The sequence below is a fragment of the Prosthecobacter sp. Pr1 genome, assembly GCF_057652315.1.
In genome coordinates, this window is record NZ_JBYFBS010000025.1 from 1 (window position 1) to 23,183 (window position 23,183).

Consider the following 23,183-nt stretch of genomic DNA (forward strand, 5'->3'; position numbering starts at 1 on the left):
AATGCATGGCGATCTTCGTCACGAGGAACATATCACCGTAACAAGACCTGACTACGATAGTTTTATGACTAAGTATCCGGTTATCGCAACACATCTTTCGGCGATGTTGATAACCAGAACCCCGCTTTTTATCGGTTACAGCCTGACTGATCCGGATTTTTTACAAATCCGCAGTGTTATTAGGTCTAGGCTAGGAAACTTTGAACGAATGGCGTATTCCATTCAATTTAACTGTTCACCAGAGGATCACGAGAAAGCATTGGATCAAAGGGTTCATATTATCTCTCTTTCTACTAAAGGGGGGAAGAGCAGAGATCACGCTCTCGCAGAATTTTTTGAGAAAATTTTAAATAGGCTTGATTCTGAAGGCGGAACAAAGTTGCGGGAATCACGCCCGGACGCATTTGAGCACGTAGAAAAGAAGATCGTCACAGAAGCAATCACGTCCCCGGAACTCGCATCAATTTTGACTGCAACGTCCAAACTCTGCTTTGTGCTTATGCCATTCGGTGGTCAATTTGATATTGTTTACCGGACACTCATTGCTCCAGTTGTAACTGATTCGGGACTATCAGTGATTAGAGCTGACGAAATGACCGCCCCCGGTTCGGTCTTTGAGCAAATAAGAGTGGCCATTCAGCAAGCACGACTTTGTATCGTTGATCTGACGACCAATAACCCCAATGTTCTTTTTGAATTGGGGTTGGCTCAAGCTGCTGGCAAGCCAATAATTCTGCTTAGCCAAAGTGTCGATAGTTTGCCTTTCGATATTAGCTGGCAACGAGTAATTAAATATACTGGGGATGGTTCAACTGCCATTGAATCACTGCGTCTAGCCATTCAATCAGTATTAATTGGAGATCAACTTCAGAAGGCTCAGCAACTTCTTCAAGCCGGACATTATCGTGCATCCATCCTTGAATCTTCGATCATTCTTGATGGTGGACTGAGACGACTTGCTGGGAAAACAGCCGTAGCTGAGACTACACTGCACTCACCAGGTAAAATACCACTTATTCGTGTCCTGAAGCACCTCACGGACAACCAAATTATCGATGGCCATCTTTCCCCCGAACTTTCAAAAGTGCTTCACATACGAAACACTGCGGTTCACGAACAAGCAACGCCATCCAAAGCCGACGCCCTAAACATATTGAACGTTACGCAGAGATTTGCTTCACAGTTCCCCGACGTTTTTTAAGAGTGCATTTTTATGTGACCCTATGGCTTGCGACTTTTTCGCCACAGCCCACTCTCAAAGATTGAAAATTCAATCTTTGGTATTGACTCTTGGGCCAACATGGGTTGAAATTTCAACCCATGAAGAAAATTGCCCAATTGAGCCGCCGTGAGCGGGAGGTGATGGACCTGGTGTTTGCGCAGGGGGAGGCGACGCTGTCGCAGATTCTTGAGGGAATGGAGAAGCCACCGACGCGGGCGGCGCTGAGATCGATCCTGACGATTCTGGAGGGGAAAGGACAGCTGAAGCACCGGCAGGAGGGGCGGGAGTTTATCTACCAGCCGGTGCATTCGCGGGAGGAGGTGGGGCAGAGCACGCTGAGCCGGGTGATCGGGACGTTTTTCGGGGGATCGCTGACGCAGGCGCTGGCGGCGTATCTGAGCGCGCCGGGGACGAGGCTGAGCGAGGAGGAGGTGAAGGAGCTGAGGGGGTTTTTGGATGGGGCGAAGACGGACAAGAGGGCCAAGAAGGCCTGATTTTACACCGCAGAGATGGGAACGCCGCAGAGATTGAGCCTAAGACGACATGCGGTGTTTTGAGCCTCTGCTGCGCAGATTTTTTCAATGATTCACAACCACGTTAGCAAACAACAACGCAATCTATGAGCACTGAGCTTTTTCTTTCTTTCACACCGGGCTGGCTGCTGGATGTGACGCTGCAAACGACGGTACTGCTGGCACTGGCGGGAGGGGTGACGATGGGGGTGCGGCGGATGGCGGCGGCGCGGCGGCATTTTATTCTGGCTTCGGCGCTGATGCTGATCCCTGTGGTGATGGGGTGCAGCTTTATCGCGCCGGTGTGGCGGATTTCATGGGGAGCGCTGCATTCTCCGCAGACTGCGGGGGGACTTGAAACCACGGTGGCGCTGAACAATGAGGATGTGCCGCCAACGGTGGCTTCGACGGTGTCGGTGACGGTGGCGCAGGAGGAGGTGCCGTATTCGCCGCTGTGGGCGGTGCTGTGGCTGGGGGGCATCTGCGCGGGTGCGGTGGTGCTGGGGGGCTCGGCCTGGACGCTGCGGAGGCTGAGGGCGGAATCTCACATGGTGGTAGATACTACCATGCAGCGGTGTTTTGCGGAGGAGGCGGGGGCTTTGCGCCTGGAGCTGCCGGTGACGTGCCTGCGGATGAGCGCGGTGTGCGCGGTGCCGATGACGTGGGGGATTTCCAAGAAGACGGTGCTGCTGCCGGTGCAGGCGGCGGGGTGGGAGGAGAAGCGGCTGAGGCTGGTGCTGCGGCATGAGCTGGCGCACATCGCGCGCGGGGATGTGCTGGTCACGCTGCTGACGACGGTGGCGGCGCTGCTGCTGTGGTTTCACCCGCTGGTATGGGTGATGCTGAGGGCGAGCGCGAGGGCGCGTGAGCAGGCGTGCGATGATGTGGCGCTGGAGCGCAGCGGGGTGAGTGCGGATGATTTTGCCGAAGAGCTGCTGGCGGCGGTGGCGGGACTGGGGAGCACGGCGCGGCCATGGATGCCGCTGGCGCTGGCGGTGTCTGCGAGCGCGAAGGCGATGCGTGGGCGGCTGGCAAGCCTGGTGCAGGCGGGTCGTGAGCGCGGTGGGTACTCTATGGTGCAGAAGCTGGGGCTGCTGGTGCCGGCGGTGGCGGGGGCGTTTGGGCTGGCGGGGCTGAGTGCGTGCCGGAAGGCGGAGCCGGTGGCACCGAAGCAGATCATGGTGAAGAGCCGATTTGTGAGCATTCCCATGGACTCGCCGATGCTGGCGGAGGCGGGGCTGACGCTGGATGGGAACAAGTCCGGGCTGCAGAGCCTGGGTATTTTAAACGAGGAGCACGCCAACAACCTGCTGCGCAAGCTGAGCCAGCAGAAGGGCGTGAACCTGATGAGCGCGCCCTCCGTGACGACACGCAGCGGGCAGAAGGCGACGGTGGAGGTGGTGCGTGAGTTCATCTATCCCACGGAATTTGATCCGCCGAAGCAGGCGACGAAGACCGAGCCGCTGATCCCGACGACGCCGACGGCTTTTGAAATGAAGCCGGTGGGGGTGCGGATGGAGGTGGTGCCGACGCTGGCGGAGAATGGGAGCATCGACCTGACGGTGACGCCGGAGGCGACGAGCTTTGAGGGGTTTATGGAGTACGGCAGCCCGATCACGCACGAAGGCAAGGTGGTGTCTGAGAACAAGATCCAGCAGCCGATTTTCCACACGATGAAGACGACAGCGAGCTTTGTGATGGAGTCTGGGCAGAGCGTGGTGTTTGGCGGGCTGGGGAGCCCGGACGCGACGCCGCTGACGAGCAGCATGCCGAAGACGAAGGACCTGGTGTTTTTCATCATCCAGGCGAATGCGGTGGAGGCTGGGAAGGTGGCGGTGGTGCCGAAGGAGACGGCTGCGGTGGTACCGAAGAATGGTGCTGCAACGGCACCGCAGGAGCTGACGGTGACGGTGCTGGGGCAGGTGAAACGCCAGGGGCTCTATGTGCTGAAGCCGGGGATGACGGTGGGGGATCTGGTGAAGGAGGCGCAGGGGCTGAGCGAGCGTGCGGCAGGCGGGCTGATCCGGCTGAAACGGGGGTTTCAGTTTTCGTTTGTGGATCTGGAGAAGGACAGCGCGAAGGCGCTGGAGGATGGGGATGTGCTGACGGTGCCGGAGAAGTGAGGCTACCAAGGTGCGCGGCCTGCAGCATGACAGGCACATTTGTCTGCGGGTCTTGGGACTGAGCGCGGACGAAGGGACATTGCGGTGCCGCTGATCGACAGACAGGAGTGTCTGTCGTACTTCCCGGAGGTGGCTGCTTCGTGCGCGCTCATGGGTGAGGCAGCGGAGATGTTGTAGATCCTGACTGAGGCTGGAAGCCCCAGGCCGTTGACAGGCCGGAGGCCTATCCTCCGTGGGAGCTAATGGGTGAGGGCGTAGAAGACGATGTTGATGCCGAGGGGGTAGGCGTGCTTTTCGGAGACGTGGGTGAAGTACCAGGGATCGCTTTGCTCCTGCTCCCAGCCGTCGCCGAGGTCGTTGTTGAGGCAGATGAGCATGACCATGCGGCCGCGATCATCGAAGACGGCACGGAAGTGCGGGGTGGCGGAGTCTTTGCGGATCTCGTTGTGCATGTTGGTGCGGCCATGCTGGTTCATCTCGGCCCAGTAGACGTTGCTGTGGACCTGGGGTGGCGAGGGGAGATCGTAGACGCTGTGGAAGATGGGGTGGTCGGGCTTGAGCTCTTCGTAGCTGCGATCAGGCCAGATTTTTTTGAAGGCGGGCTCGAAGCCTTTCCATTCATCGCCGCCCCAGAAATCATCCATGAGGATGAAGCCGCCATTGAGCATGTAGTCGCGAAGGACGCGGGCCTGGGCGGTGGTGATGTCCATGTGGCCGGGCTCGGAGACGTAGAGGAAGGGGTGGTGGCGGAGTTGGGCGGGATCGATGTCGAGGATGACGGGATAAGGATTCACCTGGACGGAGGTGAGCTGGTGGAGGCGGAAGGAGAAATTGAGATCGGCCTCGGGGTAATCAGCGGTCCAGCGGCCGCCACGGCGGAAAGGGTAGCAGAGGCGTGCGAAGGTGAAGACGTCTTTGGGGAGCTCTGCGGGGAGATCCCAGACGGGGGCGTTTTGGCCGTAGTGGCGCCAGCCTTTGAACTGGCGTGCGTCATTGGGGAACTGGACTTCCCTGCCCCGGTAGGTGGCGCGGCGATTTTCGGGGACACCCTGTGAATGGGACTGCCCCAAGGTGAAAAGCGCGAGGCATGGCAGGAGCCATTTCCAGAATCTCATGGGTGGGTTTTACCCGATGAGGGGGAGGGATGGCGAGAGGTTTTCTATTGTGGACGATTTATGATGGGCTGTGGCGACAAGAAAGCTGGCCGTCCTACCGCTGTCTGCCTGTGCAGCGGTGGCAAAAACGCCCCCCCTCACCCCACCCCTCTCCCCGAAGAGGAATCATCGTTGTTGGCGTATGTCAGGGGCGAGGAGAGGGAGAATCGCTTTGGCCGCCCTGGATTTGTCGGACACGAAATGATGCCAAATCCACTACATCGCGTTATTCGGCGATGAGCTTGTTGAGCGTGTAGTAGGCCATGCGGTGCCACAGGGGGGAGCCTTCTTTGGATTTGAGCTGGGGGAGCTGGAACTCGTGGACGTAACCGGGGCGGAGGGTGGAGCAGACGATGTCGAGGACGAGGCCGTCGGAGGAGAGTTTACTGGAGGTGATGGTGAGGGGCTGGGTGTCGAGCTCGTCGCCGCCGTATTTGCTTTGGAAGGGGTAGGTGTAGCTCTGGCCGGTGAGGGTGGTGATGCTGGCAGGATCCACGGGGAGGGTGAAGGTGAAGCGGAAGCCGGATTGGGTGAGCTCCATTTTTTGGACTTCGAGCGGGGTCTTATGGGTCCACACGATGCGCTGGAGGCCGAAGGGGCGATTGCCTTTGCTGTTCCAGCCGCGGTTTGACTGGCCGACGACGAGGGAGCCGTCCTGGAGGAAATTGAGGGCGAGGGCGGCGCATTGGAGGCCATCGATGAAGGGGAAGCAGGCGCCCTGGTATTCGCCGCCGACTTTTTCGAGGAAGACGCGGTTCACGCCGCTGAGGACGAATTCGCCGAGGAACATCTGTTTTTCGAAGGGGCCGAATTTGCCGGGGCTGAGATCGCAGGTGATGCCGGTGCCGCTCTGGCCCATCTTGACGTAAGGGAGCCAGACGGCTGGAGGGGTGTAGCCCTGGACGGTTTTTATGGCTTCGGCGACGGTGATGCCGTCGGGCTGCTTGGCGGCGATTTTGACCGGGGACTCGGGACGCATGGCGTCGGGGATGGATTCGGCGTGGGAGAAGTAAGCTCCTTTGCGTGCGTGCATCAGCGGCGTGGTGGGCATCCAGTTGCCCTGCTGATCGGTGATGAAGATGTCGCCTTCGGCGTTTTGGCCGATGCCGCAGGGGCTGCGAAATCCGGCGCAAAAGGGCTCGAGTTTTCCGTCCTTGGTCATGCGCACGACCCAGCCGCGCCAGAGGGGATGTTTTTCTTCATCGCCTGCGCCTTTCCAGGCTTTGCCCATGCTGGAGTTTAGCGAGGTGTAGAGATTGCCTTCTTTGTCGAACACGGGGCCGTAGGCGTACTCGTGGTAGGCGCCGGAGACGCCCCAGCCGGTGGAGGCGCTGAGGTATTCGTCGGCTTTGCCGTCGGAGTCGGTGTCGCGGAGCTTGGTGACTTCGGAGCGCTGGGTGGCATAAAGTGCTCCATCATGCCATGCGAGGCCGAGGATTTCGTGCAGGCCGCTGGCGAAGAGTTTGAAGTCGGGCTTGGCGGTGTCGGAGGGATTTTGAGCGATCCAGACTTCACCTTTGCGGAGGCCGACGGCGAGTTTGCCATCGGGGAGAACGGCGATGCCGCTGGCTTCGAAATTGACGCCTTTGGGGAGCTCGTAGGTTTCGGTGCGGTAGTAGGTGGACTGGTCCTGGGCGTGTAATGAGGACGCGATCAACAAAAGCGCGAAAGCGTTCTGGAGTGCGCCGGTCCTCCGGCGCTTTCGAACGTCCACAGGCCTACGCAAAGCTCCAGAGGACTGGAGCACTCCAAAACGCTTCGCGACTACCATGACAAGATCTCCTTCGTTTGCTTTCCGTTTTTGCTGATCACGTGTTCAAAGCCACCCTGCACCGGACGCAGCGTATCCTCTACCTGCTGCCCATCCTCACGATAGCGGAAGGTGGGGACGCCGTCTTTGCCGAGGGTGTAGCCGCCGTAGATGCGTTCGCTGGTAGATGCTGGCATGGGCTTTATATCGGTGCCGAGGGGCTTGATGGGGGGCATGGAGCGGTCCTGCCAGTTGCTCATGGCATCGAGGAAGCGGCCTTTCCAGAGGATGGCCCAGCGGCTGGTCTTGGCATCGAAGGCGGCATTGAGTCCGCCGGGGAAACCGACGCCGATGGCGTGGGTGCCGACGCCTTCGATGAAGCTGCGGAAGATGATGGGGCGCTTTTCGGCATCGGGCTTCAATTCGAAATCGGCGGATGACATGAGGCCTTCGGGGAGCGGCTGGCCTTCGATCTCGCGGAGGTAGGTCCAGATGCTCTCGATTTCCTGATCGGCTTTTTTGCGGCCCATAAACATGGGTGGCATGACGGTGCCGGGTTGGGTGACCTGGGGATTGAGGAGGAGCTCTTTGAAATATTCGGGCTGCAGGCGTTCCACGGTGTGGGTGAGGCGGATGACGGGTGGGCCGAGGGATTTGCGATCCTTCATGCCATGGCATGCGACGCAGGCGAGGCCCTTGGCTCCGAGGAGCTGGCGTCCGGCTTCGGCGCGGTGGTGCTTGGCGAGGCCGCTGACATCGATCTGGAAGGGTTTTTCCAGGGCGTCGGCTTCGTTCAGCCAGGCGATGACCATTTCGGTTTGTTCGCGGCCGAAGCTGGGCATGTGGGTGTCCATGTAGGGGCGGACGCTGCCGTCTTTGCCCCAGAGGATTTTCTCGAACCAGCCGCGTGTGAGTTTGCGACCGACTTTGTCGAGATTTGGTGGCAGGTTACCGAGCTGGCCGAGGGATTCGGCGCCGGGGTCGTTCACGCCGAAGTACTGGGCGCGTGGATCTTCGGGGCCGCCTTTGCCATCGCGATCGTGGCAGGCGTAGCAGTTCAGGCGGGTGAGCTGCCAGTCGATTTTTTCCTGGGCGGTGAGCTTGGGGGCGTCTTCTTTTTGGATGAGAGCCAGGGCGAGTTTGATGGCGCGTTTTTCGAGGGCGTTGAGGTCGAAGCGCGGGGTGCCGGAGGGTTGTTTTTCGGCGAGGCAGCCTTGGTCTTGGGCGAGGTCTTTGAGGGGTTTGGGGGTGGTGGGTTTTGCGGAGCTTCCGGAACCGGCTGAAGCCGGGACTACAATACTGGAACCGGCGGAGACGGGAGCTGCAGAACTGGATTTGTGGCAGGCGATGCAGTTGAGCTGTTCGAAGAGCTGGCGGCCTTTTTCGATGGTTTGCTTGGGGAGCTTGAGGGCTGCGCGGGCGGTGGCTTTTTCGGCGACGCGGCCGACGTGGAGGTAGGCAGCTATGTCAGAGGCTTGCTGGGCGGTGAGGCGCATGTCGGGCATGCGACCTGAGGGGCGGATGGAGAGAGGATTGTGGAGGAAGTGGGAGAGAGCGGTGAAGTCGTAGGCATCGGCGAGGGCGATGGGCACGGAGGCATTGCCGGGTTTTTCGACTTCGGCATCTGCGGCGACCTTGGGCGGACGCACGTCTTTGGCGGGCTCATGGCAGGCGACGCAGCCGACTTTGTGATAGAGATCCTTGCCGCGCTCGACATCGCCAGCGGGGACTTTGGGCTGGGGCTGTTTCAGGCTGCTGAGGTACTCGACGAGGGCTTCGACTTTTTCGTCATCGCCTTCCGCACCTGCAAACAAGCCGGGCATCTGCGTGCCCTTCTTGCGGTTTTGCGGACTGCGGATCATGAGCCAGAGGGTGTCTGGATCGAGGCGGGAGCCCACGGCGCTAAGGTCGGGGCCGGGCTTGGGCTTGAGTCGTTCCTCCCATGACTTCGGCACGGCATGGCAAGTGGTGCAGTTCAGCTCTGCGAGGAGCAGCAGGCCGCCATTGACCAGTGATTCGTCGGGGTCTTCGGGAATGTGGAACTGATCGAAGGTGTAGACGAAGGCGTGGTTGATAGGCTCGGCCTGGAGAGGATGCGCCTGGAGATGGCCGCAAAAAAACGCAGAGGCCGCAAAAAGGGTCCAGAGTTTTGATGAATTCATTTTTGCGTTTTCTTTGCGTCGCTTTGCGGCCACTTATTAAGTTTCTTTGCTTCGAAGGATGCGCCTGGAGATGGCCGCAAAAAAAACGCAGAAACCGCAAAAAAGATGCTGAGTCTTGATGCAGTTATTTTTGCGTCGTTTTGCGACCGTTCACATCGGAGTTAGATGCCCATCTTGGCGCGCTCGGCGTCGAGGGCTCTGATCCAGGGGGCGATGAAGTGGCCGGAGTCGTGGTAGGTGCGGCCGGAGTACATGTGCTGGTCGATGACGCAGGGTTCGTTCACGTAGATGCCGCCGCAGATTTCGAGGTCGAATTTGCACTTGGCGACGGTGGCCATGCGAAGGCCTTTGACGATGTCTGCACGGGCGGGGATTTCGACGCCGTGGCAGACGCTGGCGCAGGGCTTTTTCTGCTCCCAGAACCATTTGGTGATGCGTATGAGATCGAGGTCTTCGCGGATGTATTCAGGGGCGCGGCCGCCGCTGAAGAAGATGCCGACGTATTCTTCGGGATTGATGTCCTTGAAGGCGATGTCGGCGTCGATGCTGTAGCCTTCCCACTCCTTGGTGATGGTCCAGCCGGGCTTGATTTCGTGAAGAACCATCTGGTATTTCCGTTTTTCCGGCGCGGCAACGACGGGCTTGTAGCCGCCTTCGATGAGACGGTAGAAGGGGTAGAGGGTGTCAACGGTTTCGGTGGCGTCGCCGACGATGATGAGGACTTTGGCTTCGGACATGGTGTGGTGGGTGTGGGCTGGATTCTTGTTACTAGATGCTGGATTAAAGAGTGGTGATGAGATTGTCGAGGTGGTTTTTGGCGCGGACGATTTCGGCGGTGGATTCGGCGAGGGTGGGCAGGATGGGGATGCCGCGGGGGGTGGGGTGCATGAAGATTTCGGTGGGGCCGGTGAACTTGATGGCTTTGAGGGCTTGCAGCAGGGGTTTCCAGTCGAGCTTGCCGCGTCCGGGCAGCTGCTGGAGTTCGTCTTCCTTGGGCATGGCCTTGGAGCAGCTCTTGCCGTATTCCCAGGCGTAGAAGAGCGTCATTTTTTGGTCGATGTGCTGGATGAGGTCTGCGAGCAGCTTTTCTTCCTGCGGGAGGTGATAGGGGGCGAAGGCGATGCCGATGCCGGGGATGCTGCGGATGCCATCGGCGAGCCAGCGGAGGGAGTCGGGGGTGTCGATGAGGTTGTTGATGTGGTTTTCGATGCCGAGGGTGAGGCCGTTTTCGGCGGCGAGCGCGGCGTGGGGTTTCATCTTTTCCACGAAGGCTTTGACGTTCAGCTTGAGCTGCTCGGGAGAGACCTTGTAGTCCCCTGCCCCGCCAGCGACGATGAAGGTGCCGCCGAGTTTTTTCACGATGGCGATCTCTTCGGTGAGGCGGAAGGGGCCGAGATCATAGCGGGTGGTGCCGCCGAAGGTGAGGCCGTGGTCCTTGAGCAGGGCGGCGAATTTGTCGTGGCCGATGGTGTCGATCTCCTCGCGCTGGGTGCCGTGTTTTTTGGGCCAGAGTTCGATGCTGGTGGCCCCGGTCTTTTTGACTTCGGGGAGGATCTCGGCCAGAGGAAGGCTGCCATACATGGAGGAGGCGAGCATGTAATTCAGCTTCCACGGCGGTGGCTCTGCGGCGAACGCGGGGGCGGCGGCGAGAGCGGAGAGTGATTGCAGGAAGCGACGGCGGCTGGTCATGGGGGAGTAAACGACGGGGCGGGCGCGTCTTCATTCAGACTTTGATTTGGGTTCTTCAGGTTTTGCGGCGGCAACAAGACGACGTCTGTCGGCAAAAAAGAAGTTCGTTCAAAGAAGCGATCGTTCCAGACATTGGTGCCGAGGCAACACCAGAGGCGCACGGTGTAACATGTTTCAGACAGTGCTGATACGGATCGTAATCGGAGTTTCGGCCCCTCACCCAGCCTCTCCCCGAAGGTTGTCTTGAAAAAGCGAAGCTTGGGGCGGGGAGAGGAGATGCGCATTGGGCCACTTCGGAAGTGAGTCCGCAACACAACACACCGCTATCTTCCAATCGGCGGGCCTGGACTGCCATATGAAGCGTCATCGGAATGTCGGCCCCTCACCCGGCCTCTCCCCGAAGGTTGTCTTGAAAAAGCGAAGCTTGGGGCGGGGAGAGGAGATGCGCGTTGGACCACTTCGAAAGTAAGTCCGCGACACAACGCAATGCATTGCATATCCCCCCATCCTGAGGAGGAGGGCATTGATGAATGATTGCCTAAAAGGAGGGAGTCCTAGATTCTGCGAGGTGAAAGGCTTGGCGTGATCGGATCTTTGCACCTCGGCCTCCAGCCTCACTTGTCCTGAACGCGTTCGAGCTGGGCGCCGAGGGCGGCGAGTTTGTCGTCGAGGTGTTCGTAGCCGCGGTCGATGTGGTAGAGGCGGTTGATCTCGGTTTTGCCTTCGGCGACGAGGCCGGCGAGGACGAGGGCGGCGGAGGCGCGGAGATCTGAGGCCATGACGGGGGCGCCCTTCATGACGCTGCCGCCGCGAATGCGGGCGGTGGCGCCCTGGAGATCAATGTTGGCGCCCATGCGCTTCATTTCGGCGCAGTGCATGAAGCGCTGCGGGAAGATGGTCTCGGTGATGGTGCTGGTGTCATTGATGACACAGGCGAGGGCGCACATCTGGGCCTGCATGTCGGTGGGGAAACCGGGGTAGCAGAGGGTGGTGAGATCGAAGCCTTTGGCGTTTGGATTGGGCTTCACCGTGATGCTGTCCTTGGTGATGTCGATGGGGAAGCCGCATTTGATCAGGGCATCGGTGACGGCTTTCATGTGTTCCGGCATGACCCGCTTGAGGGTGACGCCATCGCCGAGCATGGCACCGGCGACAAGGAATGTGCCGGCCTCGATGCGGTCTGGGATGACGGTGTGCTCTGCGCCGTGGAGTTCTTTGACGCCTTCGATGGTGATGCGGTGGGTGCCTGCGCCTTCAATCTTGGCGCCCATCTTGATGAGGAAGTTTGCAAGGTCCTCGACTTCAGGCTCGGCGGCAGCGCCTTCGATGATGGTGGTGCCTTTGGCGAGGACGGCGGCCATCATGACGTTGTCCGTGCCGAGGACGGTGGAGCCGTGCTTGCCCATGAGATTCATGGGGCCGCCTTTGAAGCCTTTCTTGGCGTTCACAAAGATGTCTCCGCCTTCCACGGTGATCTGCGCGCCAAGGGCTTCGAGGCCTTTGAGATGGAGATCGACGGGGCGATCACCAATGACGCAGCCGCCGGGGAGTGAGACGGTGCATTTTTTCAAACGGCCTGTGAGAGGGCCGAGCACGCAGATGGAGGCGCGCATTTTGCGGACGAGATCATAAGGTGCGACGGATTTGATCTTCTCCGCTTTGACGACGACGACGCCGCTGGCGCGCTCGACCTCGGCACCGAGTTCACCGAGGATGCGGACCATGTAATTGGTGTCGCTGAGATCGGGCACGCGGCGGATGGTGCAGGTGTCTTTGGTGAGGAGAGTGGCCGCGAGAATGGGCAGCGAGGAGTTCTTTGAGCCGCTGATGTTGATGCGGCCCTTCAGAGGTGCGCCGCCGTGAACGATGAGTTTTTCCATGGGTGGATGCTTTGTGCTGCGGAAAGAGGCAGTGGCAAGCCATTCTTCGAAATCCTGACAGATGAAAGACTGCTTGAAAAAAGTTCTTGCCGAGTCGGATTACACGTGTAATCCGTGGATCACGTTTGTAATCCGACCATGTCACGCCGCGCTCCCACACCACCCGCCCCGAAGATTTCTGACGCCGAATGGACGGTGATGAATGTCTTCTGGCAGCGCGGGACGAGCACGCTGGCGGAGGTGGTGAAGGAGCTGGAAGGGCGGCTGCACTGGAAGCCGCGCACGGTGCAGAGCCTGATCCGCCGACTGGCTGACAAAGGGGCGCTGGCGGTGGAGGCGGTGGGGCGAGAGTTTCGATACTCGCCTGCGGTGGCCCAGGACCAGTGCCAGCATGAGGAGAGCCGGAGTTTTCTGGACCGGGTGTTTAACGGTCGGCTGACGCCCTTCGTGGCGGGGCTGATGGAACGTGAAGATGTGACGCAAGATGACCTGGCTGCGCTGCGTGAAGTGCTGAATCAGGCCGAGAAGAAACTTAAAAAGTAATCCACCATGAATGCTGACGCTCTCCTCCACTGGCTGCTGCGCACTTCGCTCGAAGCGAGCCTCTTGATTCTGGCCGTGCTGGGACTGCGGCTGATGCTGGGGACGCGGCTGAGCCCGGCATGGCGCATTGGCTTGTGGCTGCTGGTGGGGACGAAGCTGATGCTGCCGGCTTTTATACCGGCGGGGTTTGGGCTGGGGGCGTGGTTTCAGCAGGATGAGGCGGCGCGTATGAGTGAGGTGTCGGCTGCGCCACTCGCTGCGGCGGTGGATGTGGTGAGGACGGCGGATGCGGAGAGCGCGCCGATGATTGCGGCATCCATCGGTGGTGGGTCTGAGTCTGCGGGAATGATTTCTGGATATACGCTGGCGCTGTGTGTGTGGGTGATGGGGGCGCTGGGGGTGTTTGCGGCGGCGTTGTATCGGCAGCGGCGGTTTGATCTTGAACTGCGTGAGCGTCCGCATGCGACGGCTGCGCTGCTGCGTGCGCTGGTGGCGAGTCTTTGCCAGAAGGCGGGTGTTCGTAAACAGGTGCGCATCGTCATGATGCCTGCGGGCACCACACCGGCGGTGGTGGGGATAGCGCAACCGAGCATCCTGCTGCCGGAGGACTGGGAGACGCGCTTTGATGAGCACAGCCTGAGGCATGTGCTGCTGCATGAACTGCTGCATGTGAAGCAGCATGATTTGATCTGGAACTGGGCCGCGACGGCGGTGCAGGCGCTGCATTGGTTTAATCCGCTGGTGTGGTTTGTGGTGTCGCGCTTTCAGGCGGACCGTGAACTGCGCTGCGATGCGGGGGCGCTGGAGCTGCTTTCCCCCACGGAGCGACTGGACTACGGGCACACGCTGCTGCGCATTCAAGAAAGCTTTTTCGCACCACCGGCCATGGCAGGGTTGGCCCCATGCGTGCGCAACCACCCTACCCTGCGCCAACGCATCCACATGATCGCCCATCCAACCGCCCGTCAGCCTGTGATTCAAATGCTGCTCGTTTTGACGCTCAGCGTTCTTGTTTGCTACTCATTCACGACTGCGCGTGCGGTGGAAAAAGAGGTGCCGGCGAAGGAGCGCAGCCGCGAGGGTACGCGTGCACCTGCTGCTGAGCAGACGAAGACTGGAGCAAGTGAAGAAGGAGCCCCTGCCCGCGCCCGTGAAGGTGATGGCGGTGCCAAGAAGTCCGGGATGCGTGAGGGGGATGGTGGCGCACGCAAGACTGGCACGGGTGATGGCGAAGGCACCAAGAAAACGGGCATGCGCGATGGTGAAGGCGGAAGCAGGAAATCCGGTGGGCGTGATGGTGAGGGCTCTGCCAAGACTGGCATGCGCGATGGCGAGAAGCCACGCACAGGAGGAGAACGCGAGGGCGATGGCGGCAGGAAGACTGGTGCGCGAGACGGCGAAGGCTCTACCAAGACCGGCATGCGTGATGGTGAGAAACCACGCACAGGAGGTGAACGCGAGGGTGAAGGCAGCCGGAAGACAGGGGCGCGTGATGGCGACAAGGCCACCTCTTCAGGCGAGACGATCACCCTCAAAGTGATCAAGAACGGCGAGGCGGTGATGGTGGGTGACCAGGAAGTGTCCATGGGAAGACTGCGGGGGCACCTGAGCACCTTTTTGCCGGAGCATCCTAGTGCCAAAGTCGTGGTGACGGGAGATGAGGATGTGCCACTGGGTGCGCTGCATAACACGGTGGATGCCGTGAGAGATAACGGGAACAAGAATGTGGGGATCAAGGCGGAGTAGCCGGAAGCTGCGCAGTCACCTTTCGTGGGGTCATGCCCACGGTGGGTGAACCAGCGGCATCAAATGACGAATGAGTCAGTCCGAATGACGAATAACTCCCGATGTCGAAGCCAGATTCCAACCAACACTTTATGTACGGTTCTTCATTGGGACTTCGGCAGTCTTGGGTCATGCTGGTTTCGGCCTTCGTCTTTTCGACGCACGCAGTGTCTGCGACTTCGCAGGAGGTCACGGCGGCGATCACGAAGGCTGTTACTTTTTATCATGCCAAGGCGGCGGCGCATGGGGGGTATGTTTATCGTTATAGCGCTGATTTCACGCTGAGGGAGGCGGAAGGGATTCCGGGGGCGGACACGATCTGGATTCAGCCGCCGGGGACTCCGGCGGTGGGGATGGCGATGCTGGATGCGTATGAGGCGACGAAGGATTCGACGTGCCTGGCGGCTGCGGTGGAGGCGGCGCATGCGGTGGCGCGCACGCAACTGGCTTCGGGGGGCTGGGATTACTCGGGGCATTTTGATGCGAAGAACCGTGGGGTGCAGCTTTACCGGCGTGATGGGGATGGCAGGCTTATCGAGCGGAAAAAAGTGCCTAAGGGTGAAGGTGGGTGGGAGGTGTGGAAGAGGCACCCGAACAAGAACAACTACTCGACGTTTGACGATGATGTCTCGCAGGCGGCGACGCGGCTGCTGGTGCGGGTGGACCATGCGCTGGGAGGCAAGGATGCGGAGATCAAGGAGGCGGCGGATTTTGCGCTGAATGCGATCATGGCCACACAGTATCCGGCGGGTGGGTGGAGCGCGAACTGGGACACGTGGCCGAGTGCGCCGCCGCCGATGGCGATGTATCCGATCAAGGCGGGGAGTTATCCGAATGACTGGCCGCGCAAGTGGCCGAAGGATTTCACGGGCTGCTATGTGCTGAATGACAACACGCATGCGACGCTGATGAGCACGCTGCTGCTGACGTGGCAACTGCGCGAGGATGCGAAGTATCTGGAGGCGGCGAAGCGTGGCGGGGATTTTCTTGTCACGGCGCAGATGCCGGATCCGCAGCCGGCGTGGGCGCAGCAGTATGATAAGGAGATGCAACCTGCGTGGAGCCGTGCGTTTGAGCCGAGTGCGATCTGCGGACGTGAAAGCCAGTCGGCGATGTGGGCGCTGCTGAAGCTGGCGGCGGCGACGGGTGACAAGAAGTACCTGGCACCGCTGCCGCATGCGCTTGCGTATTTGCGAAAGTCGCTGCTGCCGGACGGGAGGATCGCGCGCTACTATGAGTTGCAGACGAACAAGCCGTTGTACTTTGAGCGTGGTGAAGGCGGCAAGGGGTTTGTGCTGACTTATTCGGACAAGAAGGCCTCCTCCAACTATGGGTGGAAATGGGACAGTGAGCTGGACGCGATTGAGTCGATGGGAAGGAAGATCGGGCGCGGTGAGAGTGTTGTTTTTCCACGGGTGGAGAAGGAGCGGTGGTCTTCGCCACCGACGGAGGGGGAGATTGCGACGATCTTGAAGGAGCAGCAGGCGGATGGCTCGTGGCCCGTGACGGATGAGGAGCGCGGATGGATGCGCGATGCCAGCGGGAAGAAAACGCGGCCTGCGGGTGGAGTGATCTACAGCCTCGATTTTGTGCAGAATGTGAGGGCCTTGAGCGTGTGGCTGAAGGCGCAGAAGTAACACCTCTTTTGAACCACTGACTTCACTGATGATCCAAGCGATGAAAACTTCAGCCCATGAGCGTTTTTAAATTTTCCCACGGTCTTGCAGGCTCATGCTTTCGGGCGTGGCGGAAAGGCGATCCCCCCACCCCAGCCCTCTCCCCGAAGATAACTATTTGTTGTCGTTGTGTGTCAGGGGCGGGGAGAGGGAGAACCGTGCATGCCATCCTCTGCGCTCTTCTGATCTCCTGCCCGTCTCTTCCCGCTGCAGAGAAATATGAAAATGACACGCCGTGGTCGTATCAGCGGATCCTGCGTCCGGTGGTGCCGGTGGTGAAGGATGGGGCGTGGCCGAAGGATGACATTGACCGCTTTATTCTTGCGCGGCTGGAGAAGGAGAATCTGCGTCCGATTGGGGATGCTTCGCGGCTGACGCTGATCCGGCGGGCGTCGTTTGATCTGCGGGGGCTGCCGCCGACGCAGGAGGAGGTTGAGCGATTTGTGAAGGATGCGGCGGCGGATGATGCGGCGTTTGCGAAGGTGGTGGATGCGTTTTTGCAAAGCGAACGCTTTGGTGAACGATGGGCGAGGCACTGGCTGGATGTGGTGCGGTATGCGGACAGTGTGGGCCGGGTGTGGAATGCGCCGTTTACGTATGCGTGGAAGTATCGCGACTGGGTGATTGATTCGCTGAATGCGGACAAGGCTTACAATCGGTTTGTGGCGGAGCAGATTGCGGGAGATCTGCTGCCTGCCACCACGGTGCTGCAAAAGCGTGACCAGATTGTCGGCACTGGGATGCTGGCGCTGGGGAGCGTGAATTTGCAGGAGGGGGACTATGAGCAGTTTGTGCTGGATCAGGTGGATGACCAGATTGATGTGGTGTCGCGGGCGTTCATGGGGCTGACGCTGAGCTGCGCGCGGTGTCATGATCACAAAACGGAGCCGGTGAGCCAGAAGGATTATTATGCGCTGGCGGGGATTTTTTACAGCAGTCGCACGCTGCCGGGTCAGGCGAATCGGAGTGCCATGAACGGCTCGGGTTATGTGGATCCGGAGATGCTGGTGGATCTGCCGACGAAGCTGGATGAGGCGGTGGGCCCGCCTGCGAAGCTGCCGGAGGGGATTCATTCGATGGATGACATCCGGGCGCTGGGTAATCCGAAGACGACGATCCGCTACGATGTGGATCCGCACTTTTGCATGGGTGTGATCGAGGGTGAGGCGAAAGACTGCGAGCTGGCGGTGGGTGGGGATCCGCATGATCGCAAGGCGGCTCTGGAGCGTGGGAGGCTGGGCATGCCTGCCCTGCCCCCGCTGCCGAAGATTCCGGCGAAGTCCTCCGGGCGGCTGGAGCTGGCGCAGTGGATGACTCAGGCGACGCATCCGCTGACCTCACGCGTGGCGGTGAATCGAATATGGCAGCATTTGTTTGGTGAAGGGATCGTGCGGACGGTGGATGATTTTGGCATCACGGGGAGTGATCCGACGCATCCGGAGTTGCTGGATCATCTGGCGATTCGTTTTGTGGAAGGCGGGTGGTCGGTGAAGAAGATGATTCGGGCGATGATGCTGAGCCGCACGTATCGGCTGGCGAGCACGGGCAATCCTGAACACCCGGATGCTGGGAACAAGCTGCGGTGGCGCATGAATGCGAAGCGACTGGAACTGGAACCGCTGCGGGACACGCTGCTGCAGCTGGCTGGAAAGCTGACGTTTGAACGCCCTGAAGGCATTCAGGTGGCGGGCACGGGGGGCAAGGGACGACACGGTCTGACGCGTGGGTTGCTCAGTGTGGAAGATGGGTATCGCACGATTTATCTGCCGGTGGTGCGGGACAATGTGCCGGAGCTTTTCAGCACGTTTGATTTCCCCGGGCCGACGCAGATCAAGGGGCAGCGGGATGTGACGACGGTGGCTCCGCAGGCTTTGTTTTTTATGAACAACCCGATGGTGGAGGAACTGGCGGGTGAGATTGCGGAGAAAGCTGGGAAGGATGTGAAGGCGGTCTACAGACTGATTCTCGGCAGAGAGCCGTCCATTGAGGAAACTCGCGATGCGGGTGAGCTGGACATACAGACGCTGGTGCAGGCGCTGCTTGGCACGGCGGAGTTTCGATATGTGTTTTAACCTTTCATTTTCTACCATGACCACTCGTCGCTCCATTCTCCAATCGACCAGCACCGGCTTTGGCTGGCTGGCGTTTAACGCGCTGCATCAGCAGTGGGCGGGGGCTGCGGCACCGCCGAAGACGATCAATCCGCTGGCGCCGAAGGAGCCGCATTTTGCGGCGAGGGCGAAGCGGGTGATTTTTATGTTCATGCAGGGCGGGCCGAGCCATCTGGACACGTTTGATTACAAGCCGGAGCTGGCGAAGGCAGAGGCGAGCAAGGTGCAGAAGTACATGGGGAGCGTGTTTGAGTTCAAGCCGCGTGGGAAGAGCGGGATCATGATTTCGGAGGCGTTTCCTGAGCTTGCGAAGCATGCGGATGAGCTGTGTCTGCTGAACGGGATGCAGACGCGTACGAATGCGCACCAGATGGCGACGGTGGCGCTGCACATCGGGAGTGAGACGTTTGTGCGGCCTTCGATGGGGGCGTGGGTTGTGTATGGACTCGGCACGGTGGCGGAGGATCTACCGGGGTTTGTCACGATCAATCCGGCGGCGGACAATGGCGGGGCGATGAACTATGGGTCGGCGTTTCTGCCGGCGACGTTTCAAGGGACGCGGCTGAGCACGGGAGGCGGAGGCGTGCCGGATCTGAGCAATGGGAGGCTGAGTGATGCGCAGCAGCGAAAGCAGATCGAGTTCATTCAGAAGGCGAATCGCAATCTGCTCAGTGGTGATCCGGGGAATCCGGAGATCGAGGGGATTATTCAAAGCTATGAGCTGGCCTATAAGATGCAGACGAGCGTGCCGGAGGTGCTGGATCTGGACAAGGAACCGCAGAAGATTCGTGAACTTTATGGCCTGGATGACAGTGCGACGGAACGCTTTGGCACGCAGTGTCTGATGGCGCGGCGCATGGCGGAAAAGGGCGTGCGGTTTATCCAACTGACTTCGCCGGGATGGGATCATCACAATGGGCTGCGGGACAACCTGGCGCGGCAGTGCACTTCGATTGACAAGCCGATTGCGGGATTGATCGCGGATCTGATGCAGAGGGACATGCTGAAGGACACGCTGATTATGTGGGGTGGTGAGTTTGGCCGTGGCAGTGGCTACGACAATGAGCCGTATAATGGCCGTGGTCACAATGGTGGGGGCTACACCATGTGGATGGCGGGTGGTGGGGTGAAGGGTGGCTTTGCGTATGGCAGCACGAATGAGATGGGGGACAAGGCGGAGACGGGGATCATCGGCACGCATGATCTGCATGCGACGGTGCTGCATCTGCTGGGGATCAACCATGAGCGGCTGACGTATCGCTATGCGGGGAGGAATTTCCGGCTGACGGATGTGAGCGGCGAGGTGGCGAAGGGGATCCTGGCGTGAGGGAGCGCGACAGCGTCTTGGAGTGCGCCGGTCCTCCGGCGCTTTCGAACGTCTCCCGGTCCGCGCAAAGCTCCAGAGGGCTGGAGCACTCCAGGACGCTGTCGCGAAGTTCGAGCATGCGTCAACCAATCGCCCGCTTCAGCAGATTGGCGGTGATGCGTTGGACGCGGGGGTCGGTGCCGTGGGGGCGGGAGTAGTGGCTCCAGACGGGCATGTGGCCGGGGGGCTTGCTCAGGCCCTGGGCCCACCAGATGGTGGAGGCGTTGAAGATGTAGTTTCCTTTCGGGCCGTCGAAGATCACAGCCTGCCACTGCTGCGGATTGCTGCCGCCCTGGAAGGCGGTGCCTGCGGCGAGGATTTCGAGGCCGGGCAGGTCCTTCGGTGCATCACCATGATACTCCCAGCCGATCATGCCGGGAAGGGTGTCGCCCTGCTTCATGCCGGTGCCTGCAAACACCCAGTGCGCGGGCTTGGTGCAGATCCAGTCGCCGCCACCGTTCACGGGGTCGATGTTGCGCACGCCCATGAGATAGCCTTCGTCCGGCCCGCGATGCGGATAGGGACCGTAATCCTTCTCGCGATCCACGGCATACTTGTAGTCGCCACCGTAGGGGCCGCCGCGGAAGATCCGGCGATTGGGAACGCCATCGGCATTCGGTGAGAAAGGTGTGACCCAGCAGACGGAATTGCCGGAAAGGAAAAGCAGATTGACGCCTGCATCGCGCATCTTCGCGACGCTGTCGTGCTGGCGGATGTCCCAGTACTCGTCGTGCCCGATGCTGATGAAGGCCTTGCATTTCAAACCGTGATCCGGGGTGATCATATCGGCATTGGAGCAGTAGGTTACATCGTAGCCTTCCTTCTCCAGCCAGTAGGCGGCGGGAAACTCAAAGCACAGCCACTCGCCGCTGCCGACGGACTGCGGATTTTCATAGATCTGCGCATACTTGGCATACGGACGATCAAAGCTCACATCGGACCATGGGCCCTGATTGCCTTTGGGATCGGTGTAGAGCGAGTAGTTGTCCGGCCAGCGGTTGTAGGCCTGCCAGGTGTTGTCGCTGCACTGAAAGAGGATGTCGGCCTTGCGGTCGTCGGTGACAATGAAGACGATGTAGCTCTGCCAGTAGGGTTCGTCCTTCGAGGCTGGCAGCGTGGTGAGCCTGCCGAGATAGACGCCGCTGAGCCAGTCCTGCGGAATGGTGATGGTGGTCGTCTTTTCCCAGCGGCATTCGCGGAGGCGTTTTTCGCCGATCCCGGGCACGGGCTGCTCTTTGCCTTCAAAGGGGCCGAGTTCGGTCATCAGGCGCGCGCCGCAGCCGCCGTAGTAGCCGGTGCGGAAGATTTCGAGCTTGAAGCGGGCGGTGGGTTGGGTGCTGACGAAGATGTCGAGGGTCTCGCCTGCTTTCACGGACTGGCGCGAGCAGTAGCCTTCGATGAAGGGGGTGCGAAAGCCCTCGTTTTTGTCGAGGCGCATGCGGGTGAGCTGCCAGTCGTGTGAGCCGGGCTTGGAGTTTTCAGCGGTGATCAGGGACATTTGCAGAATACGCGGGTTGGAGGCGAAAACGATCAGAGGAGAGAGTTTCCGATGACAAGAGGCGTTTGAAGATCGCGGAGCGGGTGCGCGGCGGAGCGCATTGCAGACGCTGCTGGTGAATGTGAGGTGTAGCGGTGTACTGGGTTTGCTTCACCGGCGTGATGCCTGAAACCCAGGGTTGCCTCGCTGAGGCTCGTCGAACCCTGGGCTCAAATACGCAGCCCCGTTGGGGCTGGTGTGTGGCGAAGCTAAGTGACGAAAGAATGGAGGCGTGCAGATCGGATAGCAGAAGGCTTCTCGCAGACCTCCGGCATGCGCCCCAAGATGGGGAACATGATGCGAAGGGGCTGGTGGTTCACGCTGCACCGCTTCACCATACCTAATCTCTCTGATCCTTTTAGGATCGCCAGGCATGAGCCGAATGGTGTCGGGGTCAGGAGACCCCGGCGCCTTGGCTATGGGTGGTTTGACGAGCCTTTGGAGCAGCGATCAGTAGGTCGCGCGGCCGCCGGAGAGGTCGAAGACGGCGCCGGTGGTGAAGGAGCAGTCTTCGGAGGAGAGCCAGGCGACGAGGGCGGCGGCTTCTTCCTTTTTGCCGAAGCGGTTCATGGGGATCTTGGACAGCATGTAGTCGATGTGCTGCTGCGTCATCTGCTTGAGGATGTCGGTCTCGATCACAGCCGGGGTGACAGCATTGACGATGATATTGCTGGTGGCGAGCTCCTTGCCGAGAGATTTGGTCAACGCAACGACACCGGCCTTGGAGGCGCTGTAGTGGGCTGCGTTGGGATTGCCCTCTTTACCGGCGATGGAGGCGATGTTGACGATGCGACCGTAGCCATTTTTGAGCATGTGCGGAACGACGGCGTGGCAGCAGTGGAAGGGGCCGTTCAGATTGATGGCCATGACGCGCTGCCATTCGGCGGGGTCGGTTTCCCAGGTCTTGGCGTTGGTGCCGGCGATGCCGGCGTTGTTCACGAGGATGTCGATCTTGCCGAAGGCACCGATGGTGGATGCGGCGGCAGCTTCCACGGAGGTGATGCTGGTGAGGTCCACGGTGGCGGTGTGCACTTTGCCGAGGGCGGAGAGTTCAGCTTTGGCGGCTTCGAGCGCTGCGGCATCAATGTCCCAGAGGCTGACGCCTGCCCCTGATTGCAGAAGGCGCTCTGCGATGGCGTAGCCGATTCCGCGTGCACCACCGGTGATGATGGCAACTCTGTCCTTGAGGTCGATTTGATTCATGGGCAGAGAAATCGCACCTAGTCTTCCCAGACTTTCAGCAGTTCCACTTCAAAGATGAGCGTTTCATTGGGGCCGATGTCGATTCCGGCCCCGCGCTTGCCGTAAGCGAGCTCTGACGGGATGAAAAAGCGGAACTTGGCGCCTTCCTGCATGAGTTGCAGGCCTTCGGTCCAGCCTTTGATGACGCGCTTGAGGGGAAACTCGGCGGGCTCGCGTCCGGCGAGGTAGGAGCTGTCGAACTCCACGCCATTGAGGAGGGTGCCGCGGTAGTTGACCACGACGGTGTCCTTGGCCTTCGGGCTTTTGCCGGTGCCGGGGGTGAGCACCTCATACTGCAGGCCGCTGGCGGTGGTGGTGATGCCTTCTTTGGTGGCGTTGGCGGCGAGGAAGGCCCGGCCGGATTCGAGAGCAGATTGGGACATGGGAAAATGGGTGAAAGGGGCGGGCTTCATCACCGCAAGCCAGGGCGC

Annotated in this window: 17 protein-coding genes; 8 read left to right on the top strand and 9 right to left on the bottom strand. The window is 60.1% G+C overall.

The window, feature by feature from the left end; translation table 11 throughout:
- The 3 genes from AC24GY_RS26450 to AC24GY_RS26460 form a co-directional block, all read left to right on the top strand.
- On the top strand, positions 1-1,201 hold a 1,201-nt coding region (locus AC24GY_RS26450), incomplete at its 5' end, for an SIR2 family NAD-dependent protein deacylase (RefSeq protein ID WP_487689171.1).
- 119 nt (positions 1,202-1,320) lie between these two features.
- The gene (locus AC24GY_RS26455; protein ID WP_487689173.1) at positions 1,321-1,716 is read left to right on the top strand and encodes a BlaI/MecI/CopY family transcriptional regulator; all 396 of its coding nucleotides are present in this window, start codon (positions 1,321-1,323) and stop codon (positions 1,714-1,716) included.
- Positions 1,717-1,841: 125 nt separating this feature from the next.
- Complete coding sequence (locus AC24GY_RS26460) at positions 1,842-3,857, top strand: M56 family metallopeptidase (RefSeq protein ID WP_487689175.1); 2,016 nt, start codon at positions 1,842-1,844, stop codon at positions 3,855-3,857.
- 239 nt (positions 3,858-4,096) lie between these two features.
- Here the strand turns inward: AC24GY_RS26460 and AC24GY_RS26465 are convergent, their stop codons facing one another.
- The 6 genes from AC24GY_RS26465 to murA form a co-directional block, all read right to left on the bottom strand.
- On the bottom strand, positions 4,097-4,972 hold the full coding sequence (locus tag AC24GY_RS26465) for a DUF4159 domain-containing protein (protein ID WP_487689177.1): 876 nt from the start codon (positions 4,970-4,972) through the stop codon (positions 4,097-4,099).
- 265 nt (positions 4,973-5,237) lie between these two features.
- Positions 5,238-6,671 (bottom strand): DUF7133 domain-containing protein, encoded by a 1,434-nt coding sequence (locus tag AC24GY_RS26470; RefSeq protein WP_487689179.1) that lies wholly within the window; start codon positions 6,669-6,671, stop codon positions 5,238-5,240.
- A 104-nt stretch (positions 6,672-6,775) separates the two neighbouring features.
- Positions 6,776-8,923: a c-type cytochrome gene (locus tag AC24GY_RS26475; RefSeq protein ID WP_487689181.1), complete on the bottom strand. Its 2,148-nt coding sequence runs from the start codon at positions 8,921-8,923 to the stop codon at positions 6,776-6,778.
- Between the two features lie 161 nt (positions 8,924-9,084).
- Positions 9,085-9,660 carry a DJ-1/PfpI family protein gene (locus tag AC24GY_RS26480; protein ID WP_487689183.1) on the bottom strand — a complete coding sequence of 192 codons (576 nt, stop codon included), beginning with the start codon at positions 9,658-9,660 and terminating at the stop codon, positions 9,085-9,087.
- Positions 9,661-9,703: 43 nt separating this feature from the next.
- Entirely contained in the window at positions 9,704-10,612 is a 909-nt protein-coding gene (locus tag AC24GY_RS26485) for a sugar phosphate isomerase/epimerase family protein (RefSeq protein ID WP_487689185.1), read from the bottom strand.
- Between the two features lie 614 nt (positions 10,613-11,226).
- A complete protein-coding gene (murA, locus tag AC24GY_RS26490; protein WP_422320159.1) occupies positions 11,227-12,492 on the bottom strand; it encodes a UDP-N-acetylglucosamine 1-carboxyvinyltransferase in 1,266 nt (421 codons plus the stop codon).
- Between the two features lie 138 nt (positions 12,493-12,630).
- Here murA and AC24GY_RS26495 point away from each other — a divergent pair, with 138 nt between their 5' ends.
- From AC24GY_RS26495 to AC24GY_RS26515, 5 genes are all read left to right on the top strand, one after another.
- Positions 12,631-13,035 (top strand): BlaI/MecI/CopY family transcriptional regulator, encoded by a 405-nt coding sequence (locus tag AC24GY_RS26495; protein ID WP_422320158.1) that lies wholly within the window; start codon positions 12,631-12,633, stop codon positions 13,033-13,035.
- A gap of 6 nt (positions 13,036-13,041) precedes the next feature.
- Entirely contained in the window at positions 13,042-14,781 is a 1,740-nt protein-coding gene (locus AC24GY_RS26500) for a M56 family metallopeptidase (protein ID WP_487689188.1), read from the top strand.
- A 170-nt stretch (positions 14,782-14,951) separates the two neighbouring features.
- On the top strand, positions 14,952-16,457 hold the full coding sequence (locus AC24GY_RS26505; RefSeq protein ID WP_487689190.1) for a polysaccharide lyase: 1,506 nt from the start codon (positions 14,952-14,954) through the stop codon (positions 16,455-16,457).
- Positions 16,458-16,654: 197 nt separating this feature from the next.
- Positions 16,655-18,568 carry a DUF1549 and DUF1553 domain-containing protein gene (locus AC24GY_RS26510; protein ID WP_487689192.1) on the top strand — a complete coding sequence of 638 codons (1,914 nt, stop codon included), beginning with the start codon at positions 16,655-16,657 and terminating at the stop codon, positions 18,566-18,568.
- 16 nt (positions 18,569-18,584) lie between these two features.
- Positions 18,585-19,934 (top strand): DUF1501 domain-containing protein, encoded by a 1,350-nt coding sequence (locus AC24GY_RS26515; protein ID WP_487689194.1) that lies wholly within the window; start codon positions 18,585-18,587, stop codon positions 19,932-19,934.
- Between the two features lie 121 nt (positions 19,935-20,055).
- On the opposite strand, the gene AC24GY_RS26520 is transcribed toward AC24GY_RS26515, so the two are convergent.
- The 3 genes from AC24GY_RS26520 to AC24GY_RS26530 all read right to left on the bottom strand — a co-directional run bounded on the left by AC24GY_RS26520 (position 20,056) and on the right by AC24GY_RS26530 (position 23,135).
- Positions 20,056-21,471: a N,N-dimethylformamidase beta subunit family domain-containing protein gene (locus AC24GY_RS26520; RefSeq protein ID WP_487689196.1), complete on the bottom strand. Its 1,416-nt coding sequence runs from the start codon at positions 21,469-21,471 to the stop codon at positions 20,056-20,058.
- Between the two features lie 489 nt (positions 21,472-21,960).
- A complete protein-coding gene (locus AC24GY_RS26525; RefSeq protein ID WP_487689198.1) occupies positions 21,961-22,713 on the bottom strand; it encodes an SDR family NAD(P)-dependent oxidoreductase in 753 nt (250 codons plus the stop codon).
- Between the two features lie 17 nt (positions 22,714-22,730).
- The gene (locus tag AC24GY_RS26530; RefSeq protein ID WP_487689200.1) at positions 22,731-23,135 is read right to left on the bottom strand and encodes an FKBP-type peptidyl-prolyl cis-trans isomerase; all 405 of its coding nucleotides are present in this window, start codon (positions 23,133-23,135) and stop codon (positions 22,731-22,733) included.
- Positions 23,136-23,183 lie beyond the last annotated feature (48 nt).

Excerpts from the sequence above, each read along its gene's own strand:
- AC24GY_RS26500 (WP_487689188.1), top strand. The coding sequence starts at position 13,042 with ATGAATGCTGACGCTCTCCTCCACTGGCTGCTGCGCACTTCGCTCGAA.
- AC24GY_RS26475 (WP_487689181.1), bottom strand. The coding sequence starts at position 8,923 with ATGAATTCATCAAAACTCTGGACCCTTTTTGCGGCCTCTGCGTTTTTT.
- AC24GY_RS26455 (WP_487689173.1), top strand. The coding sequence starts at position 1,321 with ATGAAGAAAATTGCCCAATTGAGCCGCCGTGAGCGGGAGGTGATGGAC.
- AC24GY_RS26495 (WP_422320158.1), top strand. The coding sequence starts at position 12,631 with ATGTCACGCCGCGCTCCCACACCACCCGCCCCGAAGATTTCTGACGCC.
- AC24GY_RS26525 (WP_487689198.1), bottom strand. The coding sequence starts at position 22,713 with ATGAATCAAATCGACCTCAAGGACAGAGTTGCCATCATCACCGGTGGT.
- AC24GY_RS26520 (WP_487689196.1), bottom strand. The coding sequence starts at position 21,471 with ATGTCCCTGATCACCGCTGAAAACTCCAAGCCCGGCTCACACGACTGG.
- AC24GY_RS26515 (WP_487689194.1), top strand. The coding sequence starts at position 18,585 with ATGACCACTCGTCGCTCCATTCTCCAATCGACCAGCACCGGCTTTGGC.
- AC24GY_RS26480 (WP_487689183.1), bottom strand. The coding sequence starts at position 9,660 with ATGTCCGAAGCCAAAGTCCTCATCATCGTCGGCGACGCCACCGAAACC.
- AC24GY_RS26460 (WP_487689175.1), top strand. The coding sequence starts at position 1,842 with ATGAGCACTGAGCTTTTTCTTTCTTTCACACCGGGCTGGCTGCTGGAT.
- murA (WP_422320159.1), bottom strand. The coding sequence starts at position 12,492 with ATGGAAAAACTCATCGTTCACGGCGGCGCACCTCTGAAGGGCCGCATC.
- AC24GY_RS26465 (WP_487689177.1), bottom strand. The coding sequence starts at position 4,972 with ATGAGATTCTGGAAATGGCTCCTGCCATGCCTCGCGCTTTTCACCTTG.
- AC24GY_RS26485 (WP_487689185.1), bottom strand. The coding sequence starts at position 10,612 with ATGACCAGCCGCCGTCGCTTCCTGCAATCACTCTCCGCTCTCGCCGCC.
- AC24GY_RS26505 (WP_487689190.1), top strand. The coding sequence starts at position 14,952 with ATGCTGGTTTCGGCCTTCGTCTTTTCGACGCACGCAGTGTCTGCGACT.
- AC24GY_RS26530 (WP_487689200.1), bottom strand. The coding sequence starts at position 23,135 with ATGTCCCAATCTGCTCTCGAATCCGGCCGGGCCTTCCTCGCCGCCAAC.